At 71.1% G+C, this 24035-nt stretch carries 21 protein-coding genes; 17 read left to right on the top strand and 4 right to left on the bottom strand.

What is annotated here, in order from left to right:
- Positions 1-42 precede the first annotated feature (42 nt).
- Positions 43-2019 (top strand): threonine--tRNA ligase, encoded by a 1977-nt coding sequence (thrS, locus tag ACGFXC_RS18840; protein WP_393714115.1) that lies wholly within the window; start codon positions 43-45, stop codon positions 2017-2019.
- Between the two features lie 81 nt (positions 2020-2100).
- Positions 2101-2661, top strand: coding sequence for an HIT family protein (locus ACGFXC_RS18835; protein ID WP_393714113.1), 561 nt, complete (start codon positions 2101-2103; stop codon positions 2659-2661).
- Between the two features lie 18 nt (positions 2662-2679).
- On the opposite strand, the gene ACGFXC_RS18830 is transcribed toward ACGFXC_RS18835, so the two are convergent.
- The 3 genes from ACGFXC_RS18830 to ACGFXC_RS18820 form a co-directional block, all read right to left on the bottom strand.
- Complete coding sequence (locus ACGFXC_RS18830; RefSeq protein ID WP_393714111.1) at positions 2680-3096, bottom strand: DUF1992 domain-containing protein; 417 nt, start codon at positions 3094-3096, stop codon at positions 2680-2682.
- A 59-nt stretch (positions 3097-3155) separates the two neighbouring features.
- Positions 3156-4847 (bottom strand): hypothetical protein, encoded by a 1692-nt coding sequence (locus ACGFXC_RS18825; RefSeq protein WP_393714109.1) that lies wholly within the window; start codon positions 4845-4847, stop codon positions 3156-3158.
- 178 nt (positions 4848-5025) lie between these two features.
- Complete coding sequence (locus ACGFXC_RS18820; protein WP_393714107.1) at positions 5026-7230, bottom strand: elongation factor G-like protein EF-G2; 2205 nt, start codon at positions 7228-7230, stop codon at positions 5026-5028.
- Between the two features lie 242 nt (positions 7231-7472).
- Here ACGFXC_RS18820 and pgsA point away from each other — a divergent pair, with 242 nt between their 5' ends.
- The 15 genes from pgsA (at position 7473) to ACGFXC_RS18745 (ending at position 22561) form a co-directional block, all read left to right on the top strand.
- On the top strand, positions 7473-8138 hold the full coding sequence (pgsA, locus tag ACGFXC_RS18815) for a phosphatidylinositol phosphate synthase (RefSeq protein ID WP_393714105.1): 666 nt from the start codon (positions 7473-7475) through the stop codon (positions 8136-8138).
- Entirely contained in the window at positions 8138-9040 is a 903-nt protein-coding gene (locus ACGFXC_RS18810) for a phosphatidylinositol mannoside acyltransferase (RefSeq protein ID WP_393714103.1), read from the top strand. Before pgsA ends, ACGFXC_RS18810 begins: the two co-directional genes overlap by 1 nt.
- A complete protein-coding gene (locus ACGFXC_RS18805; protein ID WP_393714101.1) occupies positions 9040-10203 on the top strand; it encodes a glycosyltransferase family 4 protein in 1164 nt (387 codons plus the stop codon). Before ACGFXC_RS18810 ends, ACGFXC_RS18805 begins: the two co-directional genes overlap by 1 nt.
- Positions 10204-10239: 36 nt before the next feature.
- Positions 10240-10782: a hypothetical protein gene (locus ACGFXC_RS18800; RefSeq protein ID WP_351821106.1), complete on the top strand. Its 543-nt coding sequence runs from the start codon at positions 10240-10242 to the stop codon at positions 10780-10782.
- Positions 10783-10930: 148 nt separating this feature from the next.
- A complete protein-coding gene (pdxS, locus tag ACGFXC_RS18795) occupies positions 10931-11848 on the top strand; it encodes a pyridoxal 5'-phosphate synthase lyase subunit PdxS (RefSeq protein ID WP_266837977.1) in 918 nt (305 codons plus the stop codon).
- A gap of 7 nt (positions 11849-11855) precedes the next feature.
- Positions 11856-12455 (top strand): pyridoxal 5'-phosphate synthase glutaminase subunit PdxT, encoded by a 600-nt coding sequence (pdxT, locus tag ACGFXC_RS18790; protein ID WP_393714099.1) that lies wholly within the window; start codon positions 11856-11858, stop codon positions 12453-12455.
- A 57-nt stretch (positions 12456-12512) separates the two neighbouring features.
- Positions 12513-13265 (top strand): YebC/PmpR family DNA-binding transcriptional regulator, encoded by a 753-nt coding sequence (locus ACGFXC_RS18785; RefSeq protein ID WP_393714097.1) that lies wholly within the window; start codon positions 12513-12515, stop codon positions 13263-13265.
- 108 nt (positions 13266-13373) lie between these two features.
- Complete coding sequence (gene ruvC / locus ACGFXC_RS18780; RefSeq protein ID WP_393714095.1) at positions 13374-13904, top strand: crossover junction endodeoxyribonuclease RuvC; 531 nt, start codon at positions 13374-13376, stop codon at positions 13902-13904.
- Positions 13901-14533 (top strand): Holliday junction branch migration protein RuvA, encoded by a 633-nt coding sequence (gene ruvA, locus ACGFXC_RS18775; protein WP_393714093.1) that lies wholly within the window; start codon positions 13901-13903, stop codon positions 14531-14533. The genes ruvC and ruvA overlap by 4 nt, the downstream gene beginning before the upstream one ends.
- Before the next feature lie 96 nt (positions 14534-14629).
- The gene (gene ruvB, locus ACGFXC_RS18770) at positions 14630-15703 is read left to right on the top strand and encodes a Holliday junction branch migration DNA helicase RuvB (RefSeq protein WP_393714092.1); all 1074 of its coding nucleotides are present in this window, start codon (positions 14630-14632) and stop codon (positions 15701-15703) included.
- Positions 15704-15867: 164 nt separating this feature from the next.
- Positions 15868-16347 carry a preprotein translocase subunit YajC gene (yajC, locus tag ACGFXC_RS18765; RefSeq protein ID WP_393714090.1) on the top strand — a complete coding sequence of 160 codons (480 nt, stop codon included), beginning with the start codon at positions 15868-15870 and terminating at the stop codon, positions 16345-16347.
- 150 nt (positions 16348-16497) lie between these two features.
- A complete protein-coding gene (secD, locus tag ACGFXC_RS18760) occupies positions 16498-18291 on the top strand; it encodes a protein translocase subunit SecD (RefSeq protein ID WP_393714088.1) in 1794 nt (597 codons plus the stop codon).
- A 3-nt stretch (positions 18292-18294) separates the two neighbouring features.
- Positions 18295-19356 carry a protein translocase subunit SecF gene (gene secF, locus ACGFXC_RS18755; RefSeq protein ID WP_393714086.1) on the top strand — a complete coding sequence of 354 codons (1062 nt, stop codon included), beginning with the start codon at positions 18295-18297 and terminating at the stop codon, positions 19354-19356.
- A complete protein-coding gene (locus tag ACGFXC_RS18750) occupies positions 19353-19907 on the top strand; it encodes an adenine phosphoribosyltransferase (RefSeq protein WP_393714084.1) in 555 nt (184 codons plus the stop codon). Before secF ends, ACGFXC_RS18750 begins: the two co-directional genes overlap by 4 nt.
- Before the next feature lie 230 nt (positions 19908-20137).
- On the top strand, positions 20138-22561 hold the full coding sequence (locus ACGFXC_RS18745; RefSeq protein WP_393714082.1) for a RelA/SpoT family protein: 2424 nt from the start codon (positions 20138-20140) through the stop codon (positions 22559-22561).
- 98 nt (positions 22562-22659) lie between these two features.
- Here ACGFXC_RS18745 and ACGFXC_RS18740 read toward each other — a convergent pair whose 3' ends face one another.
- Positions 22660-23910, bottom strand: coding sequence for a hypothetical protein (locus ACGFXC_RS18740; RefSeq protein ID WP_393714081.1), 1251 nt, complete (start codon positions 23908-23910; stop codon positions 22660-22662).
- Positions 23911-24035 lie beyond the last annotated feature (125 nt).

Raw genomic sequence — 24035 nt, 5'->3', positions numbered from 1 at the left:
GCGCAGTGTTCGCTCGCGCACCCCCTGAGTCAGGAGAGACCGGTGTCAGACGTCCGTGTGATCATCCAACGCGATTCCGAGCGGGACGAGCGCGTGGTGGCCACGGGCACTACGGCGGCGGAGCTCTTCGCCGGCGAGCGCACCATCGTCGCCGCCCGGATCGCCGGTGAGCTGAAGGACCTCGCGTACGAGGTGCGGGACGGCGAGACCGTCGAGCCGGTGGAGATCTCCTCCGAGGACGGCCTGAACATCCTGCGCCACTCGACCGCGCACGTCATGGCCCAGGCCGTGCAGGAGCTGTTCCCCGAGGCCAAGCTGGGCATCGGCCCGCCGGTCCGCGACGGCTTCTACTACGACTTCGACGTCGCCAAGCCCTTCACTCCCGAGGACCTCAAGGCCGTCGAGAAGAAGATGCAGGAGATCCAGAAGCGCGGGCAGAAGTTCTCCCGCCGCGTGGTCTCCGACGAGGCGGCCCGTGAGGAGCTCGCCGACGAGCCCTACAAGCTGGAGCTCATCGGCATCAAGGGGTCGGCCTCGACCGACGACGGCGCGAACGTCGAGGTGGGCGGCGGCGAGCTGACCATCTACGACAACCTCGACGCCAAGACCGGCGAGCTGTGCTGGAAGGACCTCTGCCGCGGTCCCCACCTGCCCACCACCCGCAACATCCCGGCCTTCAAGCTGATGCGCAACGCTGCCGCCTACTGGCGCGGCAGCGAGAAGAACCCGATGCTCCAGCGCATCTACGGCACCGCCTGGCCGTCGAAGGACGAGCTGAAGGCGCACCTCGACTTCCTCGCCGAGGCCGAGAAGCGCGACCACCGGCGCCTGGGCACCGAGCTCGACCTGTTCTCCGTACAGGACGAGATCGGCTCCGGCCTGGCCGTCTTCCACCCGCGCGGCGGCGTCATCCGCCGCACCATGGAGGACTACTCGCGCAAGCGGCACGAGGAAGAGGGCTACGAGTTCGTCTACACCCCGCACGCCACCAAGGGCACCCTCTTCGAGAAGAGCGGCCACCTGGACTGGTACGCGGACGGCATGTACCCGCCCATGCAGCTCGACGGTGGTACCGACTACTACCTCAAGCCCATGAACTGCCCGATGCACAACCTGATCTTCGACGCGCGCGGCCGCTCCTACCGCGAACTGCCGCTGCGCCTCTTCGAGTTCGGCACCGTGTACCGGTACGAGAAGTCCGGCGTGGTGCACGGCCTGACCCGCTCGCGCGGCTTCACCCAGGACGACGCGCACATCTACTGCACCAAGGAGCAGATGGCGGAGGAGCTCGACCGCACGCTGACCTTCGTGCTGAACCTGCTCCGCGACTACGGCCTGACCGACTTCTACCTGGAGCTGTCGACCAAGGACCCGGAGAAGTTCGTCGGCTCGGACGAGGTCTGGGAGGAGGCCACCGCGGTCCTCCAGTCGGTCGCCGAGAAGCAGGGCCTGCCCCTGGTCCCGGACCCGGGCGGCGCCGCGTTCTACGGTCCGAAGATCTCCGTCCAGTGCCGTGACGCGATCGGCCGCACCTGGCAGATGTCGACCGTGCAGCTCGACTTCAACCTGCCGGAGCGCTTCAACCTGGAGTACACCGGCCCCGACGGCTCCCGCCAGCGCCCGGTCATGATCCACCGCGCGCTGTTCGGTTCCATCGAGCGGTTCTTCGCGGTGCTGCTGGAGCACTACGCGGGCGCCATGCCGCCGTGGCTGGCCCCGGTCCAGGCGGTCGGCATCCCGATCGGCGACGGGCACGTGGAGTACCTTCAGGAGTTCGCCGCCGCGGCGAAGAAGCAGGGCCTGCGGGTCGAGGTGGACGCCTCCTCCGACCGCATGCAGAAGAAGATCCGCAACCACCAGAAGCTCAAGGTCCCGTTCATGATCATCGTCGGTGACGAGGACATGGCCGCGGGCACCGTCTCCTTCCGCTACCGCGACGGTTCGCAGGAGAACGGCATCGCCAAGGACGAGGCCCTGGCCAAGCTGGCGAAGGTCGTCGCCGACCGCGTCCAGGTCTGATCCACGGCCCCGGAGCACGGGCGGGCCCCCGGAAAGTGATCACTTTCCGGGGGCCTTCCTCGTTCGCACGAACGAGGTCATATGCTGCGTCCTATGACGATTGAGCCGGAGCAGCAGATCGGTGTGGGCACGCAGGACGCGTTCCAGCGTCTGTGGACGCCCCACCGGATGGCCTACATCCAGGGGGAGAACAAGCCGACCGGCCCGGAGGCCGGGGACGGCTGTCCCTTCTGCGGGATTCCGGAGCTGTCCGACCAGGACGGCCTGGTCGTGGCGCGCGGCGAGCACGTCTACGCGGTGCTCAACCTCTACCCGTACAACGGCGGCCACCTGATGGTCGTCCCGTACCGGCACGTCGCCGACTACACCGAGCTCGACGGCCCGGAGACGGCCGAGCTCGCGGACCTCACGAAGCGGGCCATGGCCGCGCTGCGCAAGGCGTCCGGGGCGCACGGGTTCAACATCGGCATGAACCAGGGCGCGGCCGCCGGTGCGGGCATCGCCGCGCACCTGCACCAGCACATCGTGCCCCGCTGGGGCGGGGACACGAACTTCATGCCGGTCGTCGGCCACACCAAGGTGCTGCCGCAACTGCTCGCGGACACCCGCCAGATGCTCGCCGACGCCTGGCCCGTGGACTAGCGGTCCCCGTCGGGCCCGTTACTCCCGGGCGATCCGCTGCGCGAGGGCCGCGCGCCATTCGGCGACGACGGCCTCGACGTCGAACTCGGTCAGGAGCAGGGGCGGGCCCTGCGGGGGCCGGCGCAGGGCGGTGCGGATCTTCTCGTTGACCTCGGTCAGGACGGCCCGTACCTGGCGTTCGGTACGGGCCCCCCGGGCCGCCGCCAGGGCGTCCTCGGCCTCCTTGCGCAGGGCGAGGGAGGGCGGCAGCGGGGAGAAGCCCTCGCGGTGCAGCTTCTGCTTGACCCACCACAGCTCGTCGTAGGGCGCGTCGATCGCGGCCAGCGGCTTCCCCCAGCCGGGCAGTCCGTCGAAGTCGCCGCGGTCGGCGGCCTCGCGGATCTGCCGGTCGACGAAGGTCTCGAAGCTGACGCCCGGCGGTTTGCGTTCGGTCACGGTCGGTGCCTCCTCGGCTCGCGGCGCACGGCGCTCGTCCTCCACCCTACCCAGGCCGTCTACGCGTCGTAGACGTCCGCCCTGCGCGGGGCCGGTTCCTGGACCATGCCGCTCATGATCGAGGAGCGGGTGGTGAAGCGCTCGGTGTCCACGCCGTTCTCCTCCAGCACCTTGAACGCCGCGGTGTGCACGGAGCGCAGCACGGGGGCCACCGTGCGCAGGGCATCGTCCGCCATGAAGCGGTGGCGCCACATGGAGCCCGCCCACACGTGCCGCAGGCCGAAGGGTTCGGGCAGCACGAGCTTGCCGCCGAAGTACTCCAGCAGCGGCGGGTACCAGGTCAGCGGGGCGCGCACGGCCAGACGTACGACCTCGCTCGCGTCGACGAGCGGCAGCGGGCGCTCCACCGTCTCCCAGAAGCGGATCGACTTGGGCACCTCGACCGCCGGCGTCTTGGACTTCGTGGTGAACAGTCCGTGGACCGGGCCCAGGGCGTGGGCGGTGACGTCGACGCGCAGGGTCTTGTAGAGCACGGTCACGGTGACCAGCATGGTGATCACGAGCTGGCCGTCCCAGAGCGGGTACTGGATGCCGAGGTAGTGCCGGTTTCCGGCGCTGAACTGCTGCTCGTTGCAGATGCGGGTGATCTCGTGCGGCTTCACCAGGAAGGTGTCGACGTCCTCGCCGCTGGGCCGGGCCACCTCGCCGGCGCCCTCGCCCACGGGCGTGACGATCCAGTGCTGGAGCGCGGCGGGCGGGAAGCCGCCGGTGTGCAGCGGGCCGCGTTCCAGCTTGCGCAGCTGGGTGTCGATCGCGCGTATGACGTCCCAGCTGCGGAAGGGGTGGATCTCCGCGACGTCGGCCTTCGGGGTCAGTTCCTCGGCCATCTGCCAGCTGCCCCAGCGGGTGCCCATGCCGAGGATGCCCTTGGGGCCGGCGTAGAAGACGGAGTTGCTGCGGTTCTCGGCGGTCAGCTTGGCCAGCTGGTGGCGCAGGTCCTCGCGGGCCTTCTCGTCCGGGTTGCCGGGGACCGCGTCGGGGATCTTGACGGCGACGCCGCCGCCGCCGAGCAGGCCGTCCCAGCGGGAGCGCAGGTCGGCGGCGGTCCGCTCGCAGATGCGGCGGGCCAGGTACCAGCCGAGGGCGGGGGCGATCAGCGAGCCGAAGAGGTACAGCTCCAGGATCCCGCTGCCGGGTGCCCGGTAGACCACGCGGTAGAGCAGGACCGCCGCGGCGAGGACGACGACGACGAGCAGGGCCGTGCCGATCCAGCTGCTCTTCCTGCCCCCGCCCTTGGCCAGGGTCTTGCGGAGCTGGAACAGGCCCAGCCACAGCAGCGTTCCGGGCAGGAACACGACTCCGCAGACCAGCGTGATCAGGCGGAGCCTGCGGTCGCGGTCCTTGCGGATGTGGGTGGCGGCCAGGCAGTGCTCGACGACGGTCTGCGGGTCGGCGCCGAAGGACTGGATGAGAGGTTTGCGGCCGGGGGAGAGGGTGCGGGCCTCGACGGCCCGGCAGAAGGCCTCGCCGAGGCTGGGTTCGAAGAGGGAGATCCTGGGGGCCTTGACCGAGGCCGGGTGGTTCTCGCTGTTGGCCCCGAGGATCGAGGACAGTGCGGTGTCCTTGCCGCCGTCGCGGTACGCGGCGGAGGCGAGCGCGTTCGTCGCGGCGGTCTGTCCGCCGCCCCCCTGGAGGGGGATCTGTGCCCCGGGCCTGAAGTCGAAACCGTCGTCCGCCACCGTTGCCCCCATCGCCGTGCCACTGTGCTCTTCGCCGTGCCGTCGTGCCGTCGTGCCGTCGTGCGTAGGTGTTCTGCCCACTCGTGCCGTCCGCCGCGCCGAAAAGCCTATCGGCGGACGCCGCCCCATGGTCATGGGACAGGGAAATGCCGCCCACCGCAAGAAGGTTGGGTGGGCGGCAGTGGTGCCGTTATGTCAACTGGCTTCCCTTCTCTGTCTGTTCGCGCATCTTGTCGGCGAGGTGTGCGGGCATCGGTTCGTGGCGGGCGTAGGAGCGGCTGAACCGGCCCGTGCCGTGCGAAACGGAGCGCAGGTCGACGGCGTACCGGCCGATCTCGATCTCGGGGATCTCGGCGCGCACCCGGCTGCGCCCGGAGCCGGCCTGTTCGGTGCCGACCACGCGGCCCCGGCGGCCCGCGAGGTCGCTCATGACCGGGCCCACGTAGGCGTCGGGCACCAGGACGTCGAGCTCCGCGACGGGTTCGAGGAGGTGGATCGGGGCGTCCGCGGCGGCCTCGCGCAGGGCGAGGGCGCCGGCGGTCTGGAAGGCGGCGTCGGAGGAGTCCACCGAGTGCGCCTTGCCGTCGCGCAGGGTGATCCGTACGTCGACCAGCGGGTGTCCGGCCGCCAGGCCCCGGGCGGCCTGGGCCCGTACGCCCTTCTCGACGGAGGGGATGAACTGGCGGGGCACGGCGCCGCCGACGACCTTGTCGACGAACTCGATGCCGCTGCCGGGCGGGAGCGGTTCGACCTCGATCTCGCAGATGGCGAACTGGCCGTGGCCGCCGGACTGTTTGACGTGGCGGCCGCGTCCGGTGGCCCTGGCGCCGAAGGTCTCGCGCAGGCTGACCCGGTGCGGGACGGGGTCGACCTGGACTCCGTAGCGGGTCCGCAGCCGCTCCAGGGCGACGTCCTGGTGGGCCTCGCCCAGTGACCACAGGACCAGCTGGTGGGTGTGCGGGTTCTGTTCCAGCCGCATGGTCGGGTCCTCGGCGACGAGCCGGGCCAGGCCCTGGGAGAGCTTGTCCTCGTCGGCCTTGCTGTGGGCCTCGATGGCGAGGGGGAGCAGCGGCTCGGGCATCGGCCAGGGTTCCATCAGGAGGGGGGAGCCCTTGGCGGAGAGGGTGTCGCCGGTTTCGGCGCGGGTGAGCTTGGCCACGCAGGCGAGGTCGCCTGCGATGCAGGTGGCGAGGGTGCGCTGCTGCTTGCCGAAGGGGGAGGTCAGGGCGCCGACGCGTTCGTCGACGTCGTGGTCCTCGTGTCCGCGGTCGGCCAGTCCGTGGCCGCTGACGTGGACGGTCTCCTCGGGGCGCAGGGTGCCGGAGAACACGCGGACCAGGGAGACGCGGCCGACGTAGGGGTCGGAGGAGGTCTTGACGACCTCGGCGACGAGGGGGCCCGCGGGGTCGCAGGTGACGGCGGGGCGGGGGGAGCCGTCGGGTGCGGTGACGGTGACGGGCGCGCGTTCCGCGGGGGTGGGGAAGCCGCCGGTGATCAGTTCGAGGAGTTCGACGGTGCCCAGGCCCTGGCGGGCGCCCTCGGCGGCGGGGGAGGCCATCAGGACGGGGTGGAAGGTGCCCCGGGCGACGGCCCGCTCCAGGTCGTCGACCAGGGTCTTGACGTCGATGTCCGCACCGCCGAGGTAGCGGTCCATGAGGCTCTCGTCCTCGCTCTCGGCGATGATCCCCTCGATCAGCCGGGAGCGGGCGCCGTCGATCAGGGCCAGCTCGGCGGGGCCGGGGTCGCGCTCGGCGCGGGTGCCCGAGGAGTAGTCGTACACGCGGCGGGACAGCAGGCCGACGAGGCCGGTGACGGGGGCGTGGCCGTCGGGGCCGGGAGCCGCGTGCAGCGGCAGGTACAGGGGGACGACGGCGTCCGGGTTCTCGGCCCCGAAGGCCTCGCCGCAGACGGCCGTCATCTCGGCGTAGTCGGCCCGGGCCGCCTCCACGTGGGTGACGACGATGGCCCGGGGCATGCCGACGGCCTCGCACTCCTCCCAGACCATGCGGGTGGCGCCGTCGATCCCGTCGGCGGCGGAGACCACGAAGAGCGCCGCGTCGGCCGCGCGCAGACCGGCCCGGAGCTCGCCGACGAAATCGGCGTATCCGGGGGTGTCCAGGATGTTGATCTTGATCCCGGCCCATTCGACGGGGACCAGGGAGAGCTGGACGGAGCGCTGGCGGCGGTGCTCGATCTCGTCGTAGTCCGAGACGGTGGCCCCGTCCTCGACCCGGCCGGCCCGGTTCAGGGCTCCGGCGGTCAGCGCGAGGGCCTCGACGAGGGTGGTCTTGCCGGAGCCGCTGTGGCCGACCAGCACGACGTTCCGTACGGAAGAGGGGCGGTCGGCCGTCAGTGCCCTGCCGGCGGCTCCGGATTGGTGTGATGTGGCTCCCATGGTGCTCGTGCCTCCTGGTGTCGCGGTGAGGAGGGAGATCGGGGTTCTTCGAGCTTTGCACCGGTGTCACACTGCGTCCATACGTCGTACCCGCGGCTGTCCGGAGCACGACGGTGGCGGGACGAGCGGATTGCGCGGCGCGAACCGGTGGGTGCGCGGCGTGACGGGCCCGGGGCGCTGGCTACGATGGGCCAGCCGGTGGCCGTGGTGGCCGTGCGGCCCAGCGACCCTCCGGGAAGGCCATGCTGAACAAGTACGCGCGTGCATTCTTCACGCGTGTTCTCACGCCGTTCGCCGCGTTTCTCCTCCGTCGGGGGGTGAGCCCGGACGCCGTCACCCTCATCGGCACCGCCGGGGTGATGGCCGGAGCGCTGGTCTTCTTCCCCCGGGGCGAGTTCTTCTGGGGCACGATCACGATCACCCTCTTCGTCTTCTCCGACCTGGTGGACGGCAACATGGCCCGCCAGGCCGGGGTCTCCAGCCGGTGGGGCGCGTTCCTCGACTCGACCCTCGACCGGGTGGCCGACGCGGCGATCTTCGGCGGCCTCGCGCTCTGGTACGCGGGCAACGGACACGACAACGTGCTGTGCGCGGTGGCGATCTTCTGCCTGGCCAGCGGCCAGGTGGTCTCGTACACCAAGGCACGCGGCGAGTCGATCGGGCTGCCGGTCGCCGTCAACGGGCTCATCGAGCGCGCCGAGCGGCTGGTGATCTCGCTGGTCGCGGCCGGCCTGTCCGGGCTGCAGACCTTCGGCGTCCCGTCGTGGATCGGCGTGCTGCTGCCCGTCGCGCTGTGGGTCGTGGCGGCGGGCTCGCTCGTCACCCTGATCCAGCGGGTGGTCACCGTACGCCGCGAGGCGGCCGAGGCCGACGCCGCTGCCGCCGCCTCCGAGGGCGGGGCCGGCTGATGGGCTCGGCGCGGGACAAGCTGGTCGACGGCCTCTACGGGCTCGGCTGGGCGGGCGTGAAGAAGCTCCCCGAGCCGGCGGCCGTGGCCCTCGGCCGCAAGATCGCCGACGTGGTCTGGAAGCGGCGCGGCAAGAGCGTGCTGCGGCTGGAGTCGAACCTGGCGCGGGTGGTGCCGGACGCCACCCCCGAGCGGCTGCGGGAGCTGTCGCACGCGGGCATGCGCTCGTACATGCGCTACTGGATGGAGTCCTTCCGGCTGCCCACGATGGACCCGGGGCGGTTCTCCGTGGACGTCGAGTTCCAGGACGAGCACCTGCTGCGCGAGGCCCTCGCCACCGGGCGCGGGGTCGTCGTCGCCCTGCCGCACCTGGCCAACTGGGACCTCGCCGGGGCCTGGGCCATCGGCCACATAGGGGTTCCCTTCACCACGGTCGCGGAGCGGCTCAAGCCCGAGACGCTCTACGACCGCTTCGTCGCCTACCGCGAGAGCCTCGGCATGGAGGTGCTGCCCCACAACGGCGGCGCCGCCTTCGGCACCCTCGCCCGCCGGCTGCGCTCCGGCGGCCTGGTCTGCCTCGTCGCGGACCGGGACCTGTCCGCCTCGGGGGTCGAGGTGGACTTCTTCGAGGCCGCCGCCCGCATGCCCGCCGGGCCCGCCCTGCTGGCCCAGCAGACGGGCGCGGTGCTGCTCCCGGCGACCCTGCACTACGGGGACGCGCCGAAGATGTACGGCCGGATCCACCCCGAGGTGGCGGTGCCCGCGGCCGGGACGCGGGCCGAGAAGACCGCCGCCATGACCCAGGCCGTGGCGGACGCCTTCGCCTGGGGGATCGCCGAGCACCCGCAGGACTGGCACATGCTGCAGCGGCTGTGGCTGGACGACTTGGAGGAGCGCCCGTAGTGAAGATCGGCATCGTGTGCCCGTACTCGTGGGACGTGCCGGGCGGCGTCCAGTTCCACATCCGTGACCTGGCGGAACACCTGATCCGCCTGGGCCACGAGGTGTCGGTGCTCGCCCCGGCCGACGACGAGACCCCGCTGCCGCCCTACGTGGTCTCGGCGGGACGGGCGGTGCCGGTGCCGTACAACGGGTCGGTCGCCCGGCTGAACTTCGGCTTCCTCTCGGCGGCCCGCGTCCGGCGCTGGCTGCACGACGGGGTCTTCGACGTGATCCACATCCACGAGCCGGCCTCGCCCTCCCTGGGGCTGCTGTCCTGCTGGGCGGCGCAGGGCCCGATCGTGGCCACGTTCCACACCTCGAACCCCCGTTCGCGGGCGATGATCGCCGCGTACCCGATCCTCCAGCCGGCGCTGGAGAAGATCAGCGCGCGGATCGCGGTGAGCGAGTACGCCCGGCGCACGCTGGTGGAACACCTCGGCGGAGACGCCGTGGTCATCCCCAACGGCGTCGACGTCGACTTCTTCGCGAAGGCCGACCCGAATCCCGACTGGTCCGGACAGACCCTCGGCTTCATCGGCCGCATCGACGAACCCCGCAAGGGCCTGCCGGTGCTGATGGCCGCCTTCCCGGGCATCGTGGAGCAGTGCCCGGACGTCCGGCTGCTCGTCGCGGGCCGCGGCGACGAGGAGGAGGCGGTCGCCTCCCTGCCCGCGGAGCTGCGCTCCCGGGTGGAGTTCCTCGGCATGGTCTCCGACGAGGACAAGGCGCGCCTGCTGCGCAGCGTGGACGTCTACGTCGCCCCCAACACCGGCGGCGAGAGCTTCGGGATCATCCTGGTCGAGGCGCTGTCCGCCGGGGCGGCCGTACTGGCCTCGGACCTCGACGCCTTCGCCCAGGTCCTGGACCAGGGCACGGCGGGGGAACTGTTCGCCAACGAGGACGCGGCCTCCCTGACGACGGCCGCCGTGGCCCTGCTGCGCGACCCGCAGCGGCGGGCGGCACTGAGCGCCCGCGGCTCGGCGCACGTACGCCGCTTCGACTGGTCGACGGTCGGCGCGGACATCCTGGCCGTCTACGAGACGGTCACCGACGGCGCGGCCGCGGTGGCCACCGACGAACGCGTCCCCCTCCGCACCCGCCTCGGCTTCTCCCGGGACGGCTGAGCGCACCGCCCGCCGTAGCGGGTAGTGTCGCGGCCCGTGATCGAAAATCTTGTCTGGATCGCGGTGGCGCTCGGTGTCGTCGGGGTCTATCTCAGCTGGACCGCCGGGCGGCTGGACCGGTTGCACGCGCGGATGGACGCCGCCCGGGCCGCCCTCGACGCGCAGCTCGTGCGGCGGGCCTCCGTGGTGGTGGAGGTGGCCGCCTCCGGGGCGCTCGACCCCGCCTCCTCGCTCGTGCTCTACGAGGCCGCCCACGCGGCCCGGCAGGCCGAGGAGGAGCACCGGGAGGTCGCCGAGAGCGAGCTCAGCCAGGCCCTGCGCGCGGTGTTCGCCGACGCCGACCAGGTCGAGGTGCTGAAGGCGGCCCCCGGTGGCGAGGCGGCCGCCGAGGAGCTGGCGGCCGCGGTGCGCCGGGTGCCGATGGCGCGGCGCTTCCTCAACGACGCGGTACGGGCGGCCCGCGCGCTGCGCCGCCACCGCAAGGTGCGCTGGTTCCGGCTGGCCGGGCACGCCCCCTTCCCCCTCGCCTTCGAAATGGACGATGAGCCTCCGGTGGACCTGGCCGACCGCCCCGCATAGGCGCCCACGGGTCCGCCAAGGGCCGCCGGGGACAAGTCGAGGGGCCACCGGCTCCACATTGGCCCTTGCAGTGGACTGGTCGGTGGGGTTTTCTCAGTTCCGTAGGACCCCGTCTTCCGTTCGAGTTCCCTTCGAGTGAGGTCAACCCGTGAGCACGCTTCCCACCTCTTCCCAGTCCGCTGAGTCGGCCATCGGCACCTCCCGCGTCAAGCGCGGCATGGCCGAGCAGCTCAAGGGCGGCGTGATCATGGACGTGGTCAACGCCGAGCAGGCGAAGATCGCCGAGGACGCCGGCGCCGTGGCCGTCATGGCCCTGGAGCGGGTCCCCGCGGACATCCGCAAGGACGGCGGCGTGGCCCGCATGTCCGACCCCAACATGATCGAAGAGATCATCGAGGCCGTCTCCATCCCGGTCATGGCCAAGTCCCGCATCGGCCACTTCGTCGAGGCGCAGGTCCTGCAGTCCCTCGGCGTCGACTACATCGACGAGTCCGAGGTCCTGACCCCGGCCGACGAGGTCAACCACTCCGACAAGTGGGCGTTCACCACCCCCTTCGTCTGTGGCGCCACCAACCTGGGCGAGGCCCTGCGCCGCATCGCCGAGGGCGCGGCCATGATCCGCTCCAAGGGCGAGGCCGGCACCGGCAACGTCGTCGAGGCCGTCCGCCACCTGCGCCAGATCAAGAACGAGATCGCCCGCCTGCGCGGCTACGACAACAACGAGCTGTTCGCCGCCGCCAAGGAGCTGCGCGCCCCGTACGAGCTGGTCAAGGAGGTCGCCGAGCTCGGCAAGCTCCCGGTCGTGCTGTTCTCCGCCGGTGGTGTGGCCACCCCCGCCGACGCCGCGCTCATGCGCCAGCTCGGCGCCGAGGGCGTCTTCGTCGGCTCCGGCATCTTCAAGTCCGGCGACCCGGCCAAGCGCGCCGCCGCGATCGTGAAGGCCACCACCTTCTACGACGACCCGAAGATCATCGCGGACGCCTCCCGCAACCTGGGCGAGGCCATGGTCGGCATCAACTGCGACACGCTGCCCGAGGCCGAGCGCTACGCCAACCGCGGCTGGTAGTCACCACATGACCACCCCCGTGAACCCCGTCATCGGGGTACTCGCCCTCCAGGGCGACGTACGGGAGCACCTGATCGCCCTGGCCGCGGCGGACGCCGTGGCCAGGCCGGTCCGGCGCCCCGATGAGCTCGCCGAGGTCGACGCCCTCGTGATCCCCGGCGGCGAGTCCACGACCATGTCGAAGCTCGCCGTCCTGTTCGGCATGCTGGAGCCACTGCGCGAGCGCGTGCGGGCCGGCATGCCCGTGTACGGCACCTGCGCCGGCATGATCATGCTCGCCGACAAGCTGCTCGACGGCCGCGAGGACCAGGAGACGCTGGGCGGCATCGACATGATCGTGCGCCGCAACGCCTTCGGCCGTCAGAACGAGTCCTTCGAGGCGAAGGTCGACTTCGCCGGCATCGCGGACGGCCCCGTCGAGGGCGTCTTCATCCGCGCCCCGTGGGTCGAGTCGGTCGGCGCCGCGGCCCAGGTGCTGGCCACGTACGACGGCCACACCGTCGCCGTGCGCCAGGGGAACGTCCTCGCCACCTCGTTCCACCCCGAACTGACCGGTGACGATCGCGTCCACGCGTACTTCGTCGACATGGTGCGCGCAGGGCTGTAAGGGCGTCCCGGTAGGATCTGAGGCGAACATTGTTGGTGACGCGAAGGAGACAGGCAGATGTCCGGCCACTCTAAATGGGCTACGACGAAGCACAAGAAGGCCGTGGTTGACGCCAAGCGCGGCAAGCTCTTCGCGAAGCTGATCAAGAACATCGAGGTCGCGGCCCGGATGGGCGGCGCCGACATCGATGGCAACCCGACCCTCTTCGACGCCATCCAGAAGGCCAAGAAGAGCTCGGTCCCGAACAAGAACATCGACTCCGCGGTCAAGCGCGGCGGCGGCCTCGAGGCCGGCGGCGCCGACTACGAGACGATCATGTACGAGGGCTACGGTCCCAACGGCGTCGCGGTGCTCATCGAGTGCCTCACCGACAACCGCAACCGTGCCGCCTCCGACGTGCGCGTCGCCATGACCCGCAACGGCGGCTCGATGGCCGACCCGGGCTCGGTCTCGTACCTGTTCAACCGCAAGGGCGTCGTCCTGCTGCCCAAGGGCGAGCTGTCCGAGGACGACGTGCTGGAGACGGTCCTCGACGCGGGCGCCGAAGAGGTCAACGACCTCGGCGAGAGCTTCGAGATCATCAGCGAGGCCACGGACATGGTCGCGGTCCGCACCGCGCTCCAGAGCGCCGGCATCGACTACGACTCGGCCGACTCGAACTTCCTGCCGACCATGCAGGTCGAGCTGGACGAGGACGGCGCGCGCAAGATCTTCAAGCTGATCGACGCGCTGGAGGACAGCGACGACGTGCAGAACGTCTTCGCCAACTTCGACGTCTCGGACGAGGTCATGGAGAAGGTCGACGCCTGAGCGTCACACGAGGGCGACGGGCCGGCGGGGGACACACCCCGTCGGCCCGTCGCTCTGTCAGTGCCACCCGATAACCTGCACGGACAGGTGTCGAGGGATGGGGGGCGGGTGCGCGTACTCGGTGTGGACCCGGGGCTGACGCGGTGCGGCGTCGGCGTGGTCGAGGGCGTCGCGGGGCGGCCGCTGACCATGATCGGCGTGGGCGTCGTAAGGACCCCCGCGGACGCGGAGCTCGGGCACCGGCTCGTCGCCATCGAGCGGGGGATCGAGGAATGGCTCGACGCCCACCGGCCCGAAGTCGTCGCCGTGGAGCGGGTCTTCAGCCAGCACAACGTCAGCACCGTCATGGGCACCGCCCAGGCCAGCGCCGTCGCCATGCTGTGCGCCGCGCGCCGCGGGATCCCGGTCGCCCTGCACACCCCCAGTGAGGTCAAGGCCGCCGTCACCGGCACCGGCCGCGCCGACAAGGCCCAGGTCGGCGCCATGGTCACCCGGCTGCTGAGACTGGCGGAGCCGCCCAGGCCGGCCGATGCCGCCGACGCCCTCGCCCTCGCCATCTGCCACATCTGGCGGGCCCCCGCCCAGAGCCGCCTCCAGCAGGCGGTCGCCCAGCACGCCTCGAAAGGCCGTACCCGATGATCGCCTTCGTCAGCGGACAGGTCGCCGCGCTCGCCCCCACCACGGCCGTCATCGAGGTCGGGGGAGTGGGCATGGCCGTGCAGTGCACGCCGAACACCCTCGCGCACCTGAAGATCGGCCAGGACGCGAAACTCGCCACCTCCCTGGTCGTGCGCGAGGACTCGCTGACGCTCTACGGATTCGCCGACGACGACGAGCGCCAGGTCTTCGAGCTGCTCCAGACCGCCAGCGGCGTCGGCCCCCGGCTCGCCCAGGCGATGCTCGGCGCCCACAGCCCCGACGGACTGCGGCTCGCGGTCTCCACGGGCGACGAGAAGGCCCTGACGGCGGTGCCCGGCATCGGGAAGAAGGGCGCCCAGAAGCTCCTCCTGGAGCTGAAGGGCAAGCTCGGCACCCCGCTCGGCACGAGCGGCCTCGTCGGCGCCCAGCGGGCCGTCGCCACCGGCCCCGCGCCCTGGAGCGAGCAGCTCCAGGCCGCGCTGATCGGCCTCGGGTACGCGCCCCGCGACGCGGAGGAGGCCGTCGCGGCCGTCACCCCGCAGGCCGAGGCGGCCCTCGCCGAAAGCGGCTCCGCCCCCGTCCCGCAGCTGCTCCGCGCGGCCCTGCAGAGCCTCAACCGCGCCCGCTGACCCGTCGGCGGCCGGGAGCGGGGCGGCGAGCGCCCGCGGCCGGCCGCGGGCGGCCCGTGAGCGACCACATCCGTACACAGAAGGCAGACTGACACCGTGAACTGGGACGACGAGACCGACACCGCCGAGCCGGACCGGCTCGTCGCGCCCGCCGCCGACGGCGAGGACACCGCCGTCGAGGCCGCCCTGCGCCCCAAGGACCTCGGGGAGTTCGTCGGCCAGGAGAAGGTCCGCCAGCAGCTCGACCTCGTCCTCAAGGCGGCGAAGCAGCGCGGAGCCACCGCCGACCACGTCCTGCTCTCCGGTGCGCCCGGCCTCGGCAAGACCACCCTCTCCATGATCATCGCCGCGGAGATGGGCGCTCCCATCCGGATCACCTCCGGCCCCGCCATCCAGCACGCCGGGGACCTGGCCGCGATCCTCTCCTCCCTCCAGGAGGGCGAGGTCCTCTTCCTGGACGAGATCCACCGCATGTCCCGGCCCGCCGAGGAGATGCTGTACATGGCGATGGAGGACTTCCGCGTCGACGTGATCGTCGGCAAGGGCCCCGGCGCCACCGCCATCCCGCTGGAACTGCCGCCCTTCACCCTCGTCGGTGCCACCACCCGGGCCGGCCTGCTGCCGCCGCCCCTGCGCGACCGCTTCGGTTTCACCGGGCACATGGAGTTCTACGCCCCCGAGGAGCTGGAACGCGTCATCCACCGCTCCGCCAGGCTCCTCGACGTGGAGATCGACACCGCCGGAGCCGCCGAGATCGCCGGCCGCTCCCGCGGCACCCCGCGCATCGCCAACCGCCTCCTGCGCCGCGTCCGCGACTACGCCCAGGTCAGGGCCGACGGGGTGATCACCCGCGAGGTCGCCGCGACCGCCCTCCAGGTCTACGAGGTGGACGCCCGCGGCCTCGACCGGCTGGACCGGGGCGTCCTGGAGGCCCTGCTCAAGCTGTTCGGCGGCGGTCCCGTCGGGCTGTCCACGCTGGCCGTGGCCGTCGGCGAGGAGCGCGAGACCGTCGAGGAGGTGGCCGAGCCCTTCCTCGTCCGGGAGGGCCTGCTGGCCCGCACCCCGCGCGGGCGCGTGGCCACCCCCGCCGCATGGGCCCACCTGGGGCTCGTCCCCCCGCGGCAGGCCGCGGGCGGATCAAGCGGACAACAGGGCTTGTTCGGGGCCTGACGGCGCGGAGGTTCGACCGGCCAGGAACTGCGGTGCCATGCTGGGCGTTGTTCCATCGGTGCTGACTCGCCTAGACTCCGCCGATGCCGACCCTTCGGGTCGGCGTGCCCACCCCCGTAGAAAATGGCCGTCTCCCGTGCGGTCGTGCGAAGGATCTCCGTCCCGTGAATCTCGTGACACTCCTCCCGTTCATCGTGCTCATCGGGGCGATGTTCCTGATGACCCGCTCCGCCAAGAAGAAGCAGCAGGCGGCCGCGCAGATGCGCAACGAAATGTCGCCCGGCACCGGCGTCCGCACCATCGGCGGCATGTACGCCACGGTGAAGGAGATCGGTGAGGACACCGTCACCCTCGAGGTGGCTCCCGGCGTCCACGCGATCTACGCCAAGAACTCCATCGGCGCGGTCCTCGACGACGAGGAGTACAACCGCATCGTCCACGGCACCGGCGAAGACCTGTCGCTCGACACTCCGGTCGTCCCGGACGACGCCTCCTCGCTGACCGCCACCGACGCCCCGAAGACGGACCTGACGAAGGACGCCGACGCGGACGAGACCCCCAAGCTCGACCTGGGCAAGGCTGACGAGCCCAAGGGCGACGAGCCGAAGGACGGCAAGACCGACGGCGAGGCCGGCGCCAAGTAGCGTCCGGCCGGGACCGCGGTGGCGCCTGACCGGCGGCCGTCGCGGTCCCCGCAGTCCACTTCTGCGGGGGGCAGGGGTCCCCACCACACATTTCGTGGCCGTCCGCGCGCTGACCCGGCGCGGGACGGTTGGACAGGGAGAAACGACAAGGTGGCAGCACCGAAGAAGGGCCGGCGGCCCACGGGGGCTCAGGGGAGGCCGGGGCGCGCCCTGGCCGTCATCCTGATCGCGATGGTGGCGCTCACCGCGGGGATGTTCCTCACGAAGCAGACGACCCCCCGCCTGGGCATCGACCTCGCGGGCGGTACGAGCATCACGCTCAAGGCCAAGAGCGAACCGGGCAAGCCCGACGCGGTCAACGAGACCAACATGAACACGGCGGTCGGCATCATCGAACGCCGCGTCAACGGTCTCGGCGTCTCGGAGGCCGAGGTCCAGACCCAGGGCCGCGACCACATCATCGTGAACATCCCCAAGGGGACGAACGAGCAGCAGGCGCGCGAGCAGGTCGGTACCACCGCCCAGCTGTACTTCCGCCCCGTGCTGGCCTTCGCCGACGGCGCTCCGGTGGCCCCCGAGCCGAACCCGAGCACGTCCCCGACCCCCTCCGCGAGCGGTTCCGGCGCCCCGAAGGCCGAGGGCAGCCAGAAGCCCTCCGCAGGCGCCACCCCGTCGTCCAGCGCCACTTCCCAGGGCCGTGTGCTCAGCGAGGCCCTCAAGGCCCCGGGCACCCCCACTCCCTCGCCCTCGGCGAGCGAGTCGAAGAAGGCAGACGACAAGGCCACCCCCTCGGCGCCGCCCGCCCCGAGCACGCCGCCGGTGGACCCCGCCGTCGCCGACCTGCAGGCGAAGTTCGCCGCGCTGGACTGCTCCAAGGAGGACCAGCGCGCCGCCGCCTCGAAGGGCGCCAAGCCCGAGGACCCGATGCTCGCCTGCGGCAAGCGCGGCGACCAGTGGGGCAAGTGGGTGCTGGGTCCGGCCCAGGTCAACGGCCAGGACGTGAAGGACGCCAAGGGCGTCATCGACCAGCAGCGCGGTCAGTGGATCGTCACCATGCAGTTCACCGACAAGGGCGCCGACAAGTTCGCCAAGATCACCGGGGAGCTGGCCACCAAGCAGTCCCCGCAGAACCAGTTCGCGATCGTGCTCGACGGCGAGGTCATTTCCGACCCCTCCGTCAGCCAGGCGCTGACCGGCGGCAACGCCGAGATCTCCGGCGGCTTCACCCAGCAGTCCGCGCAGGACCTGGGCAACATGCTCTCGTACGGCGCCCTGCCGCTGTCCTTCCAGGAGGACAGCGTCACCACCGTCACCGCCGCGCTCGGCGGCGAGCAGCTGAAGGCCGGCCTGATCGCCGGTGCCATCGGCCTCGCCCTCGTGGTGATCTACCTGCTGGTGTACTACCGGGGCCTCGCCTTCATCGCCATCGTCAGCCTGATGGCGTCGGCGGTCCTGACCTACACGATCATGGCGCTGCTCGGGAAGGGCATCGGCTTCGCGCTGAACCTGCCCGCCGTCTGCGGCGCGATCGTCGCGATCGGCATCACGGCGGACTCGTTCATCGTGTACTTCGAGCGCATCCGGGACGAGATCCGCGAGGGCCGCACGCTGCGTCCGGCCGTCGAGCGCGCCTGGCCGCGGGCCCGGCGCACGATCCTGGTCTCCGACTTCGTGTCCTTCCTCGCCGCCGCGGTGCTCTTCATCGTCACCGTCGGCAAGGTCCAGGGCTTCGCGTTCACGCTGGGTCTGACCACCCTGCTCGACGTGGTCGTGGTGTTCCTCTTCACCAAGCCCGTCATGACGCTGCTCGCCCGCACGAAGTTCTTCTCCAGCGGTCACCCGTGGTCCGGACTGGACCCCAAGCGGCTCGGCGCCAAGCCGCCGCTGCGCCGGTCCCGCCGCAGCGGTCCCGTCCCCGCCCCCGTCGACGCAAAGGAGGCGTGAGAGATGTCGAAGCTGGGAGATCTCGGCGCCAAGCTGTACCGCGGTGAGGTCGGCTACGACTTCGTCGGCAAGCGCTTTCTCTGGTACGGCGTTTCCATCCTGATCACCATCACGGCGATCGTGGCCCTGGCCGTTCAGGGCCTCAACATGGGCATCGAGTTCAAGGGCGGTGCCGTCTTCACCACCCCGAAGACGTCCGTCTCCGTCGCGAAGGTGACGGAGGACGCGGAGAAGGCCTCCGGCCACGACGCGATCGTCCAGCAGCTCGGCACCGGCGGCATGCGCGTCCAGATCTCCGGGCTGGACACCGACTCCGCCGCTCCCGTGAAGAAGCAGCTGGCCGCCGACCTCAAGGTCGCCGAGAAGGAGATCAACACCGACCTGGTCGGCCCGAGCTGGGGCGAGCAGATCGCGAACAAGGCCTGGACGGGCCTGGCGATCTTCATGGTCCTCGTCGTGATCTACCTGGCCATCGCCTTCGAGTGGCGGATGGCGGTCGCGGCGCTGATCGCGCTGATCCACGACCTCACCATCACGGTCGGCGTCTACGCGCTGGTCGGCTTCGAGGTCACCCCGGGCACCGTGATCGGTCTGCTCACGATCCTCGGTTACTCCCTCTACGACACCGTCGTCGTCTTCGACGGTCTCAAGGAGGGGTCGAAGGACATCACCAAGCAGACCCGCTACACCTTCAGCGAGGTCGCCAACCGCAGCATCAACGGCACCCTGGTCCGCTCGATCAACACCACGGTCGTGGCGCTGCTCCCGGTCGGCGCCCTGCTGTTCATCGGCGGCGGCTTCCTGGGCGCGGGCATGCTCAACGACATCTCGCTGTCGCTGTTCGTCGGCCTCGCGGCCGGTGCCTACTCCTCGATCTTCATCGCGACCCCGCTGGTCGTGGACCTGAAGGAGCGCGAGCCGGCGATGAAGGCCCTCACCAAGCGGGTCCTCGCCAAGCGCGCGGCGGCCACCGCCAAGGGGGAGCCGGCCGACGGTGAGCGCGAGGCCGGCGAGGACGGCGCGCAGGTCGTGTCCCAGGGCGGTCAGGGGAGGCGGCGCCGTTGAGCACCGCCTGTTCGCCCGAGGTCCGCGAGCTGCTGCTCTCCCGGATCAGGGACGTCCCGGACTACCCGAAGCCGGGCGTGACGTTCAAGGACATCACCCCGCTGCTGGCCGACCCGAAGGCCTTCGCGGCGCTGACGGACGCGCTGGTGGAGCTGGCCGCCCGGTACGGCGCCACGAAGATCGTCGGCCTGGAGGCGCGGGGGTTCATCCTCGCGGCCCCGGTCGCGGTCCAGGCGGGCATCGGGTTCATCCCCGTACGCAAGGCGGGCAAGCTGCCGGGTGCCACGCTGGCGCAGTCCTACGACCTGGAGTACGGGTCCGCGGAGATCGAGGTCCACGCGGAGGACCTGGCGGCCGGTGACAAGGTCATGGTGATCGACGACGTCCTGGCGACCGGGGGCACCGCCGAGGCGTCGCTGGAGCTGATCCGGCGGGCCGGGGCCGAGGTCGCCGGAGTGGCGGTCCTCATGGAGCTGTCCTTCCTGCCGGGCCGGGCCAAGGTGGCCCCCGCGCTCGACGGCGCTCCGCTGGACGCGCTGATCGTGGTCTGACGGCCTTCACCGCGAGCGGCGGGTCCCGGGGAACGCCCGGGGCCCGCCGCTTTCGCGTGCGGGTCCGCCCGGGGGCCCGCGGTGGCTGGAAAACGCCTCGGGGGCGCGTCTCGGCGGGCGACCGCGGAGAACGGGCCGGCGCAACCCTCGCTACCATGGGTTGTCCGGACCTGACCGGGGCCCCGGACCCTCCCCCCGACCGTCCGGGGGGACCCCCGTGAGGAGCGCTCTTGCCAGACGAGGTCCAGCCACTCTCCGCCGCGCAGCCCGACCCGCAGCCCGACCCGGCCGCGGCGGCCGCGGCCACGCCCCCGCCCGCCCCGCCGGTCAAGCCCGCTCCGGCGAAGCAGGCCGGGTCCTCCAACCGGGTGCGCGCCCGGCTGGCACGTCTCGGCGTCCAGCGTTCCAACCCGTACAACCCGGTACTGGAACCCCTGCTCCGCATAGTCCGCAGCAACGACCCGAAGATCGAGACGGCGACGCTGCGCCAGATCGAGCAGGCCTACCAGGTCGCCGAGCGCTGGCACCGGGGTCAGAAGCGCAAGAGCGGCGACCCGTACATCACCCACCCGCTCGCGGTGACCACCATCCTCGCCGAGCTGGGGATGGACCCGGCCACCCTGATGGCGGGCCTCCTGCACGACACGGTCGAGGACACCGAGTACGGCCTGGAGCAGCTCCGGCGCGACTTCGGCGACGCGGTGGCCCTCCTCGTCGACGGCGTGACCAAGCTCGACCGGGTCAAGTTCGGCGAGGCCGCGCAGGCCGAGACCGTGCGCAAGATGGTCGTCGCCATGGCGAAGGACCCGCGCGTCCTGGTCATCAAGCTCGCGGACCGGCTGCACAACATGCGCACGATGCGCTACCTCAAGCGGGAGAAGCAGGAGAAGAAGGCCCGCGAGACCCTCGAGATCTACGCGCCGCTGGCCCACCGCCTCGGCATGAACACCATCAAGTGGGAACTGGAGGACCTCGCCTTCGCGATCCTCTACCCCAAGATGTACGACGAGATCGTGCGCCTCGTCGCCGAGCGGGCCCCCAAGCGGGACGAGTACCTGGCCGTCGTCACCGACGAGGTGCAGACGGACCTGCGGGCCGCCCGGATCAAGGCCACGGTCACCGGCCGCCCGAAGCACTACTACAGCGTCTACCAGAAGATGATCGTCCGCGGCCGTGACTTCGCGGAGATCTACGACCTGGTGGGCATCCGCGTCCTCGTGGACACGGTCCGGGACTGCTACGCGGCCCTCGGCACCGTGCACGCGCGCTGGAACCCGGTCCCCGGCCGGTTCAAGGACTACATCGCGATGCCCAAGTTCAACATGTACCAGTCGCTGCACACGACGGTCATCGGTCCCAGCGGCAAGCCGGTCGAGCTCCAGATCCGCACCTTCGACATGCACCGCCGCGCCGAGTACGGCATCGCCGCGCACTGGAAGTACAAGCAGCAGACCGTGGCGGGCACCTCCAAGGTGCGCACCGACGTTCCGCAGGCCGCCAAGGGCAGCGCCGGCCAGGACACCGTCAACGACATGGCCTGGCTGCGCCAGCTCCTGGACTGGCAGAAGGAGACGGAGGATCCGGGCGAGTTCCTCGACTCGCTGCGCTTCGACCTCTCCCGCAACGAGGTCTTCGTCTTCACCCCCAAGGGCGACGTCATCGCGCTGCCCGCGGGCGCGACCTCCGTGGACTTCGCGTACGCGGTCCACACCGAGGTCGGTCACCGCACGATAGGGGCGCGGGTCAACGGGCGGCTCGTACCGCTCGAATCGACCCTCGACAACGGGGACCTGGTCGAGGTCTTCACCTCCAAGGCCGAGGGCGCGGGCCCGTCCCGCGACTGGCTCGGCTTCGTGAAGTCCCCGCGGGCCCGCAACAAGATCCGGGCCTGGTTCTCCAAGGAGCGCCGCGACGAGGCCATCGAGCACGGCAAGGACGCCATCGCCCGGGCCATGCGCAAGCAGAACCTGCCGATCCAGCGGATCCTGACCGGCGACTCCCTCGTCACCCTGGCGCACGAGATGCGCTATCCCGACATCTCCTCCCTGTACGCGGCGATCGGCGAGGGCCACGTGGCCGCGCAGGGCGTCGTGCAGAAGCTGGTGCAGGCCCTCGGCGGCGAGGAGGCCGCGGGCGAGGACATCGAGGAGAGCATTCCGTCGGCGCGCGGGCGCAGCAAGCGGCGCAGCAACGCCGATCCGGGCGTGGTGGTCAAGGGCGTGGACGACGTCTGGGTCAAGCTGGCCCGCTGCTGCACCCCGGTGCCGGGCGACCCCATCATCGGTTTCGTGACGCGCGGCAGTGGCGTATCGGTTCACCGGGCCGACTGCGTCAACGTGGACTCGCTCTCGCAGCAGCCCGAACGGATGCTGGAGGTCGAGTGGGCGCCCACCCAGTCCTCCGTCTTCCTCGTCGCCATCCAGGTGGAGGCGCTGGACCGGTCCCGGCTGCTGTCGGACGTCACCCGGGTCCTGTCGGACCAGCACGTGAACATCCTCTCGGCGGCCGTCCAGACCTCCCGGGACCGGGTGGCCACCTCCCGGTTCACCTTCGAGATGGGCGACCCGAAGCACCTGGGACACGTCCTGAAGGCGGTACGGGGCGTCGAGGGCGTCTACGACGTCTACCGCGTGACCTCGGCCCGCAGGCCGTAGGAACGCGGCGCGGCAACGCGGACCGTACGACGGACGGGCGCCACCCCATCGGGGTGGCGCCCGTCGTCACGTGGTGCGGGGCCGGCGGCCGGGCCGGATCAGGGGCAGCCCCACCAGACGAAGTTGAGGTTGCCGCCGAAGAGGGCGGAGACGACCGTGGCCGACCCGATGATCCACATCACCGTGCTCCGGCGGGCCCTGGCGAGGGCCAGCGCGAAGGGGAACAGCAGCGGGAACGCGGGCATGATGAAGCGCATCTTCGAGAAGTAGAAGCCCGCGCCGCCCAGCGCCATCAGCATGATCATGGCGGCGAAGATCCACACGACCATCGGGGGCCGGCGTCTGCGCGTCATGAGGACGAACAGCACCACGGCCACCACGACGGTCAGCGAGACCACCACGTGGTTGAGGGTGGTGTGCACCTCGGTGAAGGTCTTCTTCAGCTCGTTGACCGTGTCGAAGCCGCCGTCGTAGACCGAACCCCAGCGGCGCTGGAGCTCGAAGTAGCCGTCCCAGCGCCCGAAGTGCCAGCCGACGTAGCCCACGTACCCGAACCACCCCAGCGGGGCGATCAGCGAGGCCGTGACGATCCGGCCCACGGCCGGCCGCTGCGAGCGGCGCCCGCGGCGCCACTGGACGTACTCCCAGACCCCCGCCAGGACGACGGCGGCCACGATCGCCGAACCGGAGGGCCGGGTCGCGCCGGCGAAGAACGCCAGTACGCCCGCCGTGAGCCAGGACTTGGTCATCACCGCGTACATCGCCCACACCGACAGGGCGAGGAACAGCGGCTCGGTGTACGCCATCGACTGGACGAGCGCGGCCGGCACGATCGCGAACAGGGCGCAGGTGAAGAGCGCGACGCGGCGGCCGTAGATCTTGTCCGTGACCGCGAAGATGCCCCATGCCGCGATGACCGAGGCGAACAGGGCCAGGCCCATCGCCACCCAGTTCATGGGCAGGTGCGTGACGTACGAGGTCCAGCGGATCATCATCGGGTAGACGGGGAAGAACGCCATCTGGCAGCTCGGCCCCGCGAACGCGCACGGGGACGGAGTGGCCAGCGGGGTCGTCAGACCGTTCTCGGCGATGTGCAGGTAGTAGACGGCGTCCCAGCGGCCGCCCAGGATCTCCAGCGGCTGCACACCCTTGCGCTCGGCCCACACCGCCATGACGACGAGACCGGTCATGCGCAGCCCGATGTGGATCAGGAGCGCCTTCCGCGCACGCTGGAGGTTGGAGAGTACGCGCCGTCCGGCACCACGGAGTCCGGAGTCCTTCTTGCCGGCCAGCGGCTCGGCAACGAGCAGTGAATCTGGGACATCAGCGCGTATCTGGGTATGCGTCACATTCAATCCTGGTCGTCGCCCGGCAGAAGGCCGCCGAAGCGGCACCGTACAACGGTACACAGGTGTCGGGTGCTACCAGCGCGCACCCTGTGTTGAAACCACGTAACGAATGGGACGCACATACG

It is taken from the genome of Streptomyces sp. NPDC048507 (assembly GCF_043199995.1).
GTDB lineage: Bacteria > Actinomycetota > Actinomycetes > Streptomycetales > Streptomycetaceae > Streptomyces.
This window is presented reverse-complemented; position numbering and strand designations above follow the sequence as displayed.